The organism is Planktosalinus sp. (assembly GCF_059864935.1).
Genome location: NZ_JCBCCK010000270.1, coordinates 1 through 13,033 on the forward strand (window position 1 = coordinate 1; position 13,033 = coordinate 13,033).

The following is a 13,033-nucleotide window of genomic DNA, read 5'->3' on the forward strand; positions in this document are numbered from 1 at the left end:
AATCTCTCCCTGTTAATTTTGCCACTTTCATAATTGTAAGTGTTTGCTTTAATATTTGAAATAATTTCTCTTTTCCCATCTCCACCTAAGTATAATGGAATATTTAAAACAGCCTGATTATATCCATTTTCATTATAAACTTTAAGCCTGGCTTCTACTTGATGAATATAATGCCAGCTATCTTCATATATCAATTTAGTGCTTACTTTTTTGTAAAGCATCGCTGCAGGAGCCTCAGGGTCTATGTGGTGTTGGGCTTGTTTAACCTCGTCATCTGAAACTCTGCCATATTGATAGCGCTGAGCCTGAATTGAACAGAAAAATAAAACACACACTCCTACAACTATACTTTTTTTCAAAATATCTATTTTTTAATTAAAACTACTTTGGCGTTGTCCTGAATACTTGCTTCCCTCAAGAAATCCCTGAAAGCTTCATATTCTTCCTTGGGGTACTGCCCTTGCCTGATTAACAAATTTCTGGAGTAAGAAATAGTGTTTTCATCAATCCTTTTGACCAGCACGCTGTAATCTCCATATTTTGTATTGTTAATAAAGCTATTGGGCAGGAATTCTATTTCATAATTTTCAGGGATTTTGATGGTAAAATGGTCCACATAATGAGAACCCCTGTTATTCACAACAGGATGAGTTCTGTTTCTGTATCTCGCCGGCACCCTTATTTGATCACTCAATCTATTGATATTAAAAATCATCCTATCACCATTAATTACCCCATAATTTGAAGCTTCAAGTGTCAGGTTTTCAGTAAACGTGACAGCATCTTTATCATTTTCAAAATTGAAATCAACAACCCTTAAGTTATTAATTCGGTTCAAATGTTTGTTATAGTAACGCAACTGGTCGATTCTATTATGACGCTCTAATCCATACATGCTGTATGCCAACCCCTGATTGAATATTTCTACTCCGGCTTTAAAACCCCCTTGTTCATCCAGTTGATAATCGGCAGTTGTTTTCCTTAAATTATCCTCATTAATAAAGGCCTGGGTATTGACAATTTCACCACCATCAGGTTTAATGAGCAGTGCTTTTCTGTTGTCATTGCCCAGTCCAATAAACCCAAAAGGCAAAGTTTGACTGGTACATTCTATCCATTTATAATCGCCTTCGTGTGGGATCGCCAGGATTACATGATTACCCTGTTCAATAGAAGCAAAGTCCTCTTCAAAATCTGTCTGGAATTCATCAGATTGAATGTGGGTATAATAAGCCGTTATTCCCACCGACTCGAGCAAGACTTTGGTGTAATTTGAAAGTCCTTTACAATCGCCATACTTTACTTTGTCAACATCCCCTGCAGTGATGGGTTGCATCCCACCAATACCCACCTGGACACTAATGTATCGGGTATTTCGTTGCACAAATTCATAAACAATCCTGGCTTTCTCAAGCTCGTCCTCAACACCGCTTACCAGGTTTCTCACCTCTTCCAATGTCCTGGCTGAAACATTATCCCTGCCTGCTATCAGGTTATTATAAAACCAGCTACCAAAGTCATTCCAATTGTGAACCGTCCCATTCATCCCTCCGTAGACAAATGAAGTGGGTGCTACCAAGACTTTTGGTGCAATTTGCCTAAATGGAGGACTATATTCTTCATAGTGAATAGCAGGAAGATTTTCTGCTGTATAATGGAGTATTCCATTGAATTTTGTTTTGGAAACAGCATATTCATCCAAAAGACTTTCTTTAAAGTTAATCGACAATTCATTGGGATTGTAGTTTATTGTAAAACTACTTTTTTCAGTACTTACATTAAAGCCATAAACAAAATAATGATTGGGCAGATAAAATGAATCTGAAAAACTAATTTCGTAGGATATTTCAAGTGTATATGGATAGCTTGTGGGTGTGTAATCTACATAAAGATAACGGGCATCTGAATATAAAGTGCCACCGGTCACAGCGCTTCGGTCTTTAAAATCACGTCTCCTCAGCTTTCTAATCTCTCTCCCCAAAGCATTGTAGATAATTGCTTCCGCTTTATGTACTTTTACACTGTTACTGTGATAGATATGGTCTATAACATGTCTGTCACCAGCTTGATTAAGTACAGTAACAACCGCTCTTTGACTTACTCTCAAATCTCTTCTTGAATTTACACTCACATTTACAGCATCAAATCTTACAACAGCATCGGCTGCGTCGGTTAACTCTGCAGGCAATTTCATAGTCTGAAAATCTTCCTTTTGTGCAAATAGGGGATAGAAAAAAAGAAAAGAGAAGATTAATAAATATATAATCCGCATTAACAAATCTTTAAGATTTCAAAAATATAAACTTAAAGTTTAAAAGCAAGTAAAAAATAAAATTTTTACTCTTTATTTTTTGAATCTATCAAAATCGTCACCGGGCCGTCATTCACCAAAGCAACATTCATCATTGCTCCAAACTCACCGGTTCCAACGGGTTTACCCAGTTCTTTCTCAAAAGTGGCAACAAATTTTTCATAAAGCGGAATGGCCTGCTCAGGTTTTGCCGCTTTAATAAATGAAGGGCGGTTGCCTTTTTTTGTAGAAGCATGAAGCGTAAACTGACTCACAATGATGGCATCACCATCTGTATCTTTTATGGAAAGGTTCATATTCCCACCTTCATCAGAAAAAATCCGGAGTTTTACGATTTTTGAAACCAGCCAATCAATGTCTTCCTGATTGTCAGCCTCTTCAATTCCCAAAAGGATTAACAAACCATGGCCTATCTGTGCCACCTTTTTCCCTTCTATGGTGACTGATGCTTCACTGACTCTTTGAATTACTACTCTCATTCCTCACCCCCTGACTCCCTCTCCAAAGGAGAGGGGGAACTGTAATTAAATTATTATGTTTCTTCTTCCCAAAAATCGGTTCTGTAATTTTCGTCTTCGCCTTCCAGAATCTGGATGTAGCTTCGATACCTCGACCAGGCCAACTCACCGTTTTCCAGGCCTTCTTTAACGGCACAACCGGGTTCTTTCAAATGTAAACAATTGTTGAATTTACAATGCTCTTTCAGCTTAAAAAACTCCGGAAAATAATCACTAAGCTCTTCTTTGTCTATGTCTACCACACCGAATCCTTTTATACCCGGGGTATCGATAATTTTTGCATCAAAGCTCAGGTCATACATTTCGGCAAAGGTGGTGGTGTGCTGCCCTTGCCGGTGCTGGTCTGAAATTTCTTTGGTTTTAATTTCAAGACCCGGTTCCAAGGCATTGACCAAAGTAGATTTTCCCACACCGCTGTGACCTGCAAAAATACTCACTTTATCTTTCATCATTTCCTTAAGCGCATCGAGGTTTTTTCCGGTCTTGGCCGAAATACCCAGAGATTCATAGCCGATTTTTCTATACACATCAGCCAGGTATTTAATTTCAAAAATCTCCTCTTCGTTGTAAGTGTCAATTTTGTTGAACAACAAAACTGTTTTAATCTGATAGGCTTCTGCCGTAACCAAAAATCGATCGATAAATGAAGTAAATGTGGGCGGGTTGTTTAGCGTAATTACCAGGAAAAGCTGGTCGATGTTTGATGCCAGTATATGTGTGCGCTTGGAAAGGTTGACTGAACGGCGCACGATGTAATTTTCCCGTTCTTCAATTTCATTGATGATGCCCTGTGTTTTTTCATCCTTGGTCTGGAGTTTAAAAACCACTTTGTCTCCAACAGCTATGGGATTGGTGCTCTTGATGCCTTGCATCCTGAAAATTCCCTTGATTCTGCATTCATAGAACAAACCGTCTTCGGCTTTAACCGTGTACCAGCTTCCGGTGGATTTATAAACGGTTCCCTTCATGCGGTTATGTGTTGTTTTTATTGATGGTTTGTTGGTGTTCAATCGATTCCTGATGAATGGCTTTAAAGAGTTCTGTTATAAATTCTTCGCTCAGGTTTTGAGTTAAACCCAGTGATTTCATTCGTTCTAAAACTTCATTCCAGCGTTCTTTCTGAAGAATGGCCACATTGTTAGTGCTTTTTAATTTACCAATGGCATCGGCAATTTTCATCCGGTTTCCTAAATTAGATAAAATCTGCGAATCGATTGCATCAATCTGTTTGCGAAGTTGGTTTATTTTAAGTTTAAAGTCTTCCGTTCCACCTTCGGCTGTCCGCACCTGAAGTTGTGAAATAATTTCCTTAAAACGCTGCGGGGTGATTTGTTGTGTCGCATCGCTCCAGGCATTGTCAGGATCGGTATGGGTTTCAATCATCAGCCCGTCATAATTCAGGTCCAATCCTGTTTGGCTCAGGTCAAAAATCAGGTCACGACGCCCACCCATATGTGAAGGGTCAAGAATTAGCGGCAAACCGGGAAAATGGTTTTGAAAATCAATGGCCAGTTGCCATTCGGGGGTATTGCGGTATTTGGTTTTCAGATAAGTCGAAAACCCACGGTGAATCGCACCCAGGTTTTTGATGTTGGATTTTTGCAAACGTTCAAGAGCACCCAGCCAGAGTGACAAATCAGGATTTACAGGGTTTTTTACGAGCACTATTGTATCTGTTCCCTCAAGAGCATCTGCAATTTCCTGAACAATAAACGGGCTTACCGTACTTCTAGCACCAATCCACAACACGTCAATTTCAGCTTTTAAGGCCACTTCAACATGTGCTTTGTTGGCCACCTCAACAGCAAGTTTCAGGCCGGTTTCAGCACGGGCGCGTTGCAACCAGGGCAGTCCCATTTTTCCGACACCTTCAAAACTTCCCGGTCGTGTTCTGGGCTTCCAGATACCGGCACGCATAATAGTGGCATCGCTTTCTTTCAGTTGATGGGCAACGGCCAACACCTGCTCCTCGGTTTCAGCACTGCACGGGCCTGCAATCATTAGCGGGTGCGGAAGTTGCATCTGCCCAAGCCAGTTGGTTTTAATATCTTGACGTGTTATTGGTTCTGTCATAGTTTGTTTAAAATTTCCGTAAATGAAGCACAACCGGTTTAAATTTAATATTTTCGCTATAGCGAAATAAAAGCAGTTAATTACTGTTTTAAGGAAAGGGCAAAATTACAATAAATCTGTCAGTAAAAAGACTGCCAAAAGCAGTAAAACCTTATTTTAATTAAAAATTAGCATGTCGATAGCCGTTGAAAACATTACCAAAATGTATGGCGAACAAAAAGCCCTGAAAGGCATTTCGTTTGAAGTCAAAAAAGGTGAAATCGTTGGGTTTCTGGGTCCCAACGGTGCCGGAAAATCAACCTTGATGAAAATCCTGACTACCTTTATTCCCGCTACGGAAGGAGCTGCAACAGTCAACGGATTCTCTGTAACCGAAAACAAAAAAGACGTGCAAAAAAGTGTGGGCTACCTGCCGGAACATAACCCGCTTTATCTGGACATGTATGTGCGGGAATACCTGCGGTTCAATGCCTCCATCTATAAAATTTCAAAAAGCCGTGTGGAAGAAATCATCGAACAAACCGGACTAAGTCCTGAAGCACATAAAAAAATTGGTGCCCTCTCCAAAGGCTACAGACAGCGTGTGGGACTGGCCAATGCCCTGCTCCACAACCCCGACGTACTCATTCTCGACGAACCCACCACCGGACTGGATCCCAACCAGATTGTGGAAATAAGAACGCTTATCAAAAACGCCGGAAAGGAAAAAACCGTGTTTCTCTCCACCCATATTATGCAGGAAGTGGAAGCCATTTGCGACCGCGTGATCATCATCAACAAAGGGGAAATTGTGGCCGACAAAACAATCACCGAACTAAAAGCACACCAAGAACAGGTGATTGAAGTGGAGTTTGACTTTCGTGTGGAAGAGGTGGCCTTACAACAACTTCCCAAAGTGAAACAGGTAAACAACACCCACGATTTTACATACGAACTCACCTTTGACACCGAAAAAGACATGCGCCCGGCCGTGTTTGATTTTGCCCACGATAACGGACTCAAAATTTTGCAACTCAATACCAAGAACAAAAATCTGGAGGAATTGTTTAGGGAGTTGACGGGTTCTATTCAAAAATAAGATTATCACCTCTTTAGTTACAGGGGATTTCAGACTGATTCAACTCCAACATTTCGCATTTTTTTGTAACTTTGAAAGTCTAAAAGACTCATTATGAACAATAAATCTGATTTAAAAAATAAAGTTTTAGAATATGTTCAGGCTGCTGACGACAAGCTTTTGTACTTGATACAAGAGTTAGCTGAAAGTTATCAAAAACACGAAAGTACTGAATTGACTGAAACCCAAAAGGAGGAATTGGACAAAAGACTTGAACGCTATAAGAGAGGCGAAACCGAGTTCTTCACCTGGGAAGAAACCAAGGCTAAAATCCTAAAATAAAAATGAACTACAGGTTGCTGTTATCTGATGAAGCTTCCTGGGATATTCAAGAAGCCTATGATTACTATGCTGAAATCCCTTATGAAAACCTTGAAACCAGATTTATAGAAAATTTAGAGGAGGGATTGGATTACATTAAACTCCATCCTGAAAAACTTGCGGTCAAGTATAAACAAATCCGCATTTATAACCTTTCCAAATTCCCATATCAAATACATTTTAAAATTGAAAAAAACACCCTGTTGGTTTTTGGTGTTTTTCATGGGAAAAGCAATCCCAAATCATGGATCAAAAGAACATAGGTAATTGCTTCTCAATATCCTGAACAAAGTCATACATTCCCTTTAAGTTTTGTTTACTTATTGAAAAATCACCCGCCCTATATAAAAATCTGGAGGAATTGTTTAGGGAGTTGACGCGTAATATTCAAAATAATGCCACAAACTAAGCTACATTTTTATCTTCAAAATGTTTTATGTCGTTGAGTTCCGGATCAATGGATTGTTTTTCTTCTTCAAAGTCATAATCGTCCTGAAGACCAAGCCAGAATTTTGCGGAATTTCCAAAATACTTGCTTAACCTCAAAGCTGTGTCTGCGGTAATACGGCGTTTTCCTTTTATAATTTCTGAAATCCGGGTTTGAGGAATTTTCAAATCTTTGGAAAGTCGGTAGGCAGTAATTTCCAAAGGCTGAAGAAACTCAAAATACAATACTTCTCCGGGATGTACATTTGCTAATTTTTCCATAATCCAAACTTTTTTATAAAGCTATAAAATTATTTTAAGATACAGGTGATTGTAAAACCCAAACTAAACTTACACAAAAATGGACAACCCCCATAAAATTTTGTCCACTTAAAAAAATTCAATCCTGGTTTTAAAAAAAATCATTAAATTAGAATATGCAAATCGAAAGAACAAAAAACGAAATACTCATAAGGTTGTCGGCAGATGTTGACTTAATCGGGCTGCAACGCATTTTAGACTACTTAAAATTCCGAGAGATTGGCTCTAAAAGTAAAGCTTCTCAAAAAGAAATTGATCTTCTTTCAGAAGATTCTAAAAAAAGTTGGTGGGAGGCAAATAAAAAAAATTTACTGAGTGAAAGTTGTCGTTGACACCAATATCATATTCAGTGGACTTTTAAACCCTAACGGAAAAATTGCGGACTTACTCATAAATTAAACTAATACTTTTGAATTCTTTTCACCCTCTTTTATTCTAGATGAATTGGAGACTCATCAAGATAAACTATTAAAAATTTCAAGCTTAAATGTTATTGAACTTAAATTTTTTAAAAGAATTCTTTTAAAATATAACCTTGATTGATGTTTATAACATACCATTAAAGACTAGACAACTCGCTTTTGATTTAACCAAAGGAATTGATGAAAAAGATAGTCCATTTGTCGCCTTATCTATAGAGTTAAACTGTGGCCTTTGGACAGGTGATAAAAAATTAATTACAGGGTTAAAAATTAAAGGAGCTGACTTGACTTTTGACACAAAAACCATCTTTAATTTTAGAGAAAACAACTAGAATTCCAACTTATATTCTACTCAAAAATCAACCTCCCCGTATAAAACTGTTCCACCACCACCACCGGCGGTTGAAAAACAGCAATTACATCGCCCACACTGCGTATTTCACCCCGAATGGACTGCCGTGGGTTGACAATCATTTTGTTGCTGCTGCGGTGGTAAATGTTCAAATCCTGTACAATGAAATTTGCCGCTTCCACGCGCCCGTCACCGCTGTACAAACCAATAAAAGCCGTTTCGGCACTCCCGGAAAGAAAAAAATTGGATTTGCCGTTTGCAACTATAGAAAAATTTTGCACATCCAGTTGCAAATGAAAGTCACCCACCGTATGGATATCGCCTTCAACTGCTGTATCTTCAGAAATCAAAGCCAGCGAAGGAAATGCGAGCACACCATCACTCAACACCGGCAAACCGGAGCCATTTCTTATTTGGGTGATGTTGGGCGAAGTGACATACACTTTGGTGATGCCATAATCACGCACCAGGTTACAACTGTTACCGTTATCAATACGCAGGACCCCATCTTCCACTTTTAGCGTGATTTTGCCCCTCAGGTTTTCGCCGGTTTCCAAGATTACTTTTTGGGTATCTCCCTGCTTGACAATAAGCTGCACCCGGTGGCGCACATCGAGTTTTTCAAAAGTTTCCAAAATGATTTCTTCCTGAACGATTGTTCCCGCAGCCTTGACACAATCCCATGCCGAGTCTGAATCACAGGCGGTAAAAGCAAACACTAAAATTAAATTGATTATGATTCTTCTCATTATTTTAAAAATCAAACTTTGTACTTCTAATTTCTAACTTTATACTTCTTTCAAAACCTAACCCCCACCCCAAATTCCAAAGCTTCTGCCTTTGCAGCGTGTGATTTGACACTTATCATTCCGAAAACTTGTTCCTTTTCGCCAAAATAGCGTTTAAGTCCCAGTCGGTTGTACATCCTGCCTTCAAAATCGTACGGGTAATACACATAATAACCGGCATTGACAAAGGGCGCCAGTTTGTTGATTCGCATTTGATACCCTGCAAAAACACCCACACGTTTAAAATCTTCATCGCCGGTAATATTGTCCTCAGGAAAAGCAATGGTGCGATAATCTATCAATTCTTTAAGAAAATAGGACAGAAAAAGTTCAGTTCCGGCGTAAACAGTGCTGGTTTTACTCAACCTTTTGTCTGCAAAAGCCGAAACAATCACAAAGGGAAATTTTCCCATTCCAATCACATCACTTTCATTCATTCCAAATCGCAACAACACATTCAGTTTTATGGGTTCGCTGTATTTTTCACGTTCAAACGGAATAAAATCCGGAACAGCCTCCTGATTGAGACTGTAGTTCAAACCCACATTAAAAGCAAATGTATTGGTACTGGTATTGGGAGCCGTATAATTTCCGTTGGAATAATGAAAAAGTGAAATCCCTCCCTGAAGTCCAAATCCTTTCCAAATATTTTCCTTGTGATAATTCAATTTCAATATGGTGGCACTCATAAAAGAGGAACCAAAAGCATTGTTCAAATAATTATCGTCAGGATGATAGGGATTAGTCGCATAAGCAATCCCCTGACTTACGGAAAGCCTCACATTGCGCTTCAAAAAATACCAGCTGATGTGGCTGTAAAGGCCATACAATTCGCCCAAATTTGGGTTTTTCATATCCTGATAGGCAAAAGTAAACCCCCAGTCGGGGTAGTTGTGTCGTCGCTCCCATTCATTTAAGCCAAAAGTTTTGATGTTGTATTGCAATACAAAGCCTTCCGGGTGGTGGGTAATTAAATGCCCAATGTCAGGATTGTGTTCCAGTATAGTTCCGTAAAAATAGTGTGCCTCTATTGAACCAACCCTATTTTCGCTTTCCTGAGAAAATACAGCAAGGGAAACTACAGACAGAATAAATGCAGGCAACCATTTCATTGGCGTAAAAATAAAAGAATTCCCCGTTTTAAAAAGTTGTTTCCAGAAATTATTCCCCGGTATTTTTTTATTGTTTTTAAATACCTACTTTTGCGCTGCACACGAGGAAAAATTTGACTGATTGCAACCTCTTGTTCCGAACTCGTTTCGGAACCTCATCACAAATGAGTCACCAATTCAATTTGGTGAAAAAATGCTAAAACAGTGGTTATCCCCCGCTTTTTACGTCAATTTTTTTCCTTACTTTTAAACTTTTAAATTTTAAGTATGGCCTATTTATTTACTTCAGAAAGTGTTTCTGAAGGACACCCGGATAAAGTTGCAGATCAAATTAGCGACGCCCTTTTAGATAACTTTTTAGCCTTTGACCCTTCTTCAAAAGTGGCTTGCGAAACATTGGTTACCACCGGACAAGTAGTACTTGCCGGTGAGGTAAAAAGCAATACCTACCTCGATGTGCAGCAAATTGCACGCGACGTGGTGAACAAAATCGGTTATACCAAAGGCGCTTATAAATTCAGTGGCGACTCCTGCGGTGTGATTTCTTTGATTCACGAGCAGTCACAAGACATCAATCAAGGAGTGGATCGTGAAAACAAAGAAGAACAAGGCGCCGGTGACCAGGGAATGATGTTTGGATATGCCACTTCAGAAACGGCCAACTTTATGCCGTTGGCACTGGATATTTCCCATAAAATTTTAATCGAATTGGCTGCACTTCGCCGTGAAGAAAAAGAAATACCATACCTGCGCCCCGATTCCAAAAGCCAGGTAACCATTGAATACAGTGACGACAATGTACCGCAAAAAATTGTGGCCATAGTAGTGTCCACGCAACACGATGATTTTAATGAGGATGAAAAAATGCTCGCCAAAATTAAAAGCGATATCATCAATATTTTAATTCCACGTGTAAAAACTCAATTGCCTGAATATGTTCAGGAATTGTTTAATGACGATATTGTTTACCACATCAACCCCACAGGAAAATTCGTGATTGGTGGACCTCACGGCGATACCGGTTTAACCGGAAGAAAAATTATTGTGGACACCTATGGCGGAAAAGGTGCTCATGGCGGTGGTGCTTTTTCAGGGAAAGACCCCAGCAAAGTTGACCGCAGTGCTGCCTATGCTGTCAGGCACGTAGCCAAAAACCTTGTAGCTGCCGGAATAGCCGACGAAGTTTTGGTACAGGTGAGTTATGCGATTGGTGTTGTTGAACCCACTTCCATCAATGTCAATACATTCGGTTCTTCCAAATTAAATATGACAGACGGCGAAATCGCAGAACAAGTCATCAAACTCTTTGACATGCGCCCCGCAGCTATCGAAAAACGCTTAAAACTGCGCAACCCCATTTATAGCGAAACCGCTGCTTATGGCCATATGGGTCGCGAACCGCAAACCATCACCAAAGTTTTTGAAAGCCCCTACTCCGGCAGAAAAGAAATCGAGGTAGAACTTTTCACCTGGGAAAAGCTGGATATGGTGGAGCAAGTCCGGAAAGCGTTTGGGTTTGAGTAATTACCGCTATTTTACCATTCCAAATTTAAAAATAGGTGTTTACAGCAAATTCATATTGATCTATAAACAGTTCTTTAAAATTTGAGATGTTGTTTTGTTCATAAAAGAGCAAAATTGCCTTTTTGTATTCTATGGAATCTACCGTTCTGAAAGATAGGGGACAATAGTTTTCATGGATCAAGATAGCGTTGCTTACTATTCTTGCAGTTCGTTTATTTCCATCCATGAAGGGTTGTATATAGGAAATCAACACCAATGCCAGTAAGGCTTTCTCAAAAACAAATTTTTTATTGTTTATAACATCACAAGTATTTTTAAGCGCTTCTGAAATTTGAAATTCATTATCCAATGGACGATAATTAGTGCCTGAAATTCCAACCCGTCTTTTTCTTAAGTTGCGTTCAATAGCAAGTTCCTTTACCAAAATACTATGGATATTCTCAATTTTTGCTAAGGTAAGCGGATTCAAATAATCTTTAGAATCCATGATAAAATCCAGCGCCTCCTTGTGGTTTAATAACATAACCGCTTCTTCTTTAGTCTTACCTGATGCGGTTTGTTTTTCCTTCAACAATTTTTCTGTTTCCAGTAAAGAATACGTGTTTCCTTCAATTTGTGAAGACTTCCAGCTTAAGTCGATAGCCAGCCGTTCCAACTCTTTGTTAAACTCATTTTCTGAAAGTTGTGCCACATTGGATTTGTAGAAAGCGTGTAATTCTTCAAGCCTTTTAGACTCCTTTTCAGTAAACACGCTAAAATTAGCCAACGTAGTTGGGATTATATCAAAATTGAAACCTGTATTAATTTGTCTTTCATCAATTTCTTTTGTGTAATAGGCTTCCATATCCACAGGCTTAAGAATTTTATATACCGGCGAAAGAAGATATTTAGTCGCTTTTCCTTTACCTTCGGATATAATATAGTTATCCTCCTGTAATTTCATTAAGACCCTTTTGACAGTGGCATAACTGATAGCAGAGTTCAAAACTTGAAACACCTCTTTTGAGGAAATTCCCTGATGGTTTTGAATAATTTCTATAATTTTATTTTCCCTTTCACTTTGCATTTGCAAACCATTTAGCTCATAAATTTAGTAAATACGGCTCAATAAATACAATTTTTGAGCTAAATTTTAATTTAAATTGAGCTGTATTTTAAAACTTACAAAAAGAAATATTGGAATACTTATAGTCGATTCCCTATGAAATGGCTTTTTTAGTCAGGAATTTAGTTTTCCTTTAACTCCCTTTTTTTCTTTTATGTATATCTTTAAAGAATCTAAATCCAAAACATGTCCATCTTCCAAAAAATCAAAGGTACTTTTCAATTATTGCGTTCTGTTGATTTGGACCAACTTGCCGAAATCAACAAAAAAATAGACCTTTCAGAAGCAATAAAATCTTTAGGCAAGCTCGATGAAAGGCAGCTCAAAGGATTATTGAAAATGCTCACTACCAAAGCAAAAAAAGGGCAACGCCAACTTCCACCCATAGATGGCGATTTTTACAACCTAGATTTAAAACTTACCCCAGACGAGCGTGAAATCCAACTGAAAGTGCGCAATTTCATGGAAGACGAGGTCAAACCTCTGGTCAATGACCATTGGAACCGGGCCAAATTCCCTTTTGAGATCATTGAAAAATTCGCCAAGCTCAATATTACCGGCATCACTTATAAAGGGTACGGCTGCCCAAACAAATCCTTTTTACTGGAAGGCATCATCGCTCAGGAACTCGCCCGTGTGGATG

At 38.8% G+C, this 13,033-nt stretch carries 15 protein-coding genes and 1 pseudogene; 7 read left to right on the forward strand and 9 right to left on the reverse strand.

The genetic code is table 11. The features are described 5' to 3' along the window. From AC6F75_RS08975 to AC6F75_RS08995, 5 genes and pseudogenes are all read right to left on the reverse strand, one after another. Positions 1-359: pseudogene (locus tag AC6F75_RS08975) on the reverse strand (hypothetical protein); the annotation flags it as partial. A 5-nt stretch (positions 360-364) separates the two neighbouring features. Then, a complete protein-coding gene (locus tag AC6F75_RS08980) occupies positions 365-2,194 on the reverse strand; it encodes a DUF3858 domain-containing protein (RefSeq protein ID WP_500714668.1) in 1,830 nt (609 codons plus the stop codon). A 143-nt stretch (positions 2,195-2,337) separates the two neighbouring features. Then, the gene (gene dtd, locus AC6F75_RS08985; protein WP_500714669.1) at positions 2,338-2,790 is read right to left on the reverse strand and encodes a D-aminoacyl-tRNA deacylase; all 453 of its coding nucleotides are present in this window, start codon (positions 2,788-2,790) and stop codon (positions 2,338-2,340) included. Between the two features lie 53 nt (positions 2,791-2,843). Next, positions 2,844-3,797, reverse strand: coding sequence for a ribosome small subunit-dependent GTPase A (gene rsgA / locus AC6F75_RS08990; protein ID WP_500714670.1), 954 nt, complete (start codon positions 3,795-3,797; stop codon positions 2,844-2,846). A gap of 4 nt (positions 3,798-3,801) precedes the next feature. Then, on the reverse strand, positions 3,802-4,902 hold the full coding sequence (locus AC6F75_RS08995) for a chorismate mutase (RefSeq protein WP_500714671.1): 1,101 nt from the start codon (positions 4,900-4,902) through the stop codon (positions 3,802-3,804). A gap of 172 nt (positions 4,903-5,074) precedes the next feature. Between AC6F75_RS08995 and gldA the strand changes: the two genes are divergently transcribed. The 3 genes from gldA to AC6F75_RS09010 all read left to right on the forward strand — a co-directional run bounded on the left by gldA (position 5,075) and on the right by AC6F75_RS09010 (position 6,603). After that, positions 5,075-5,980: a gliding motility-associated ABC transporter ATP-binding subunit GldA gene (gene gldA, locus AC6F75_RS09000; RefSeq protein ID WP_500714672.1), complete on the forward strand. Its 906-nt coding sequence runs from the start codon at positions 5,075-5,077 to the stop codon at positions 5,978-5,980. 93 nt (positions 5,981-6,073) lie between these two features. Beyond that, positions 6,074-6,301: an addiction module protein gene (locus AC6F75_RS09005; RefSeq protein ID WP_500714673.1), complete on the forward strand. Its 228-nt coding sequence runs from the start codon at positions 6,074-6,076 to the stop codon at positions 6,299-6,301. Positions 6,302-6,303: 2 nt separating this feature from the next. After that, a complete protein-coding gene (locus AC6F75_RS09010; protein ID WP_500714674.1) occupies positions 6,304-6,603 on the forward strand; it encodes a type II toxin-antitoxin system RelE/ParE family toxin in 300 nt (99 codons plus the stop codon). Between the two features lie 142 nt (positions 6,604-6,745). Here AC6F75_RS09010 and AC6F75_RS09015 read toward each other — a convergent pair whose 3' ends face one another. Further along, complete coding sequence (locus AC6F75_RS09015) at positions 6,746-7,048, reverse strand: HigA family addiction module antitoxin (RefSeq protein WP_500714675.1); 303 nt, start codon at positions 7,046-7,048, stop codon at positions 6,746-6,748. 155 nt (positions 7,049-7,203) lie between these two features. Here AC6F75_RS09015 and AC6F75_RS09020 point away from each other — a divergent pair, with 155 nt between their 5' ends. Together AC6F75_RS09020 and AC6F75_RS09025 are read left to right on the forward strand one after the other, a co-directional pair. Next, positions 7,204-7,419: a hypothetical protein gene (locus AC6F75_RS09020; RefSeq protein ID WP_500714676.1), complete on the forward strand. Its 216-nt coding sequence runs from the start codon at positions 7,204-7,206 to the stop codon at positions 7,417-7,419. Positions 7,420-7,622: 203 nt separating this feature from the next. Then, positions 7,623-7,841: a PIN domain-containing protein gene (locus AC6F75_RS09025; protein ID WP_500714677.1), complete on the forward strand. Its 219-nt coding sequence runs from the start codon at positions 7,623-7,625 to the stop codon at positions 7,839-7,841. 16 nt (positions 7,842-7,857) lie between these two features. Here the strand turns inward: AC6F75_RS09025 and AC6F75_RS09030 are convergent, their stop codons facing one another. Next, positions 7,858-8,610, reverse strand: a complete 753-nt coding sequence (locus AC6F75_RS09030; RefSeq protein WP_500714678.1) for a GIN domain-containing protein — start codon at positions 8,608-8,610, stop codon at positions 7,858-7,860. A gap of 50 nt (positions 8,611-8,660) precedes the next feature. Next, positions 8,661-9,761, reverse strand: a complete 1,101-nt coding sequence (locus AC6F75_RS09035; protein WP_500714679.1) for an acyloxyacyl hydrolase — start codon at positions 9,759-9,761, stop codon at positions 8,661-8,663. Positions 9,762-10,028: 267 nt separating this feature from the next. Here AC6F75_RS09035 and metK point away from each other — a divergent pair, with 267 nt between their 5' ends. Continuing rightward, positions 10,029-11,285 carry a methionine adenosyltransferase gene (gene metK, locus AC6F75_RS09040; RefSeq protein WP_500714680.1) on the forward strand — a complete coding sequence of 419 codons (1,257 nt, stop codon included), beginning with the start codon at positions 10,029-10,031 and terminating at the stop codon, positions 11,283-11,285. Between the two features lie 25 nt (positions 11,286-11,310). Here the strand turns inward: metK and AC6F75_RS09045 are convergent, their stop codons facing one another. Then, positions 11,311-12,351: a Fic family protein gene (locus AC6F75_RS09045; protein ID WP_500714681.1), complete on the reverse strand. Its 1,041-nt coding sequence runs from the start codon at positions 12,349-12,351 to the stop codon at positions 11,311-11,313. Positions 12,352-12,576: 225 nt separating this feature from the next. On the opposite strand from AC6F75_RS09045, the gene AC6F75_RS09050 reads away from it, so the two are divergent. After that, a partial coding sequence (locus tag AC6F75_RS09050) for an acyl-CoA dehydrogenase family protein (RefSeq protein WP_500714682.1) occupies positions 12,577-13,033 on the forward strand: 457 nt, incomplete at its 3' end.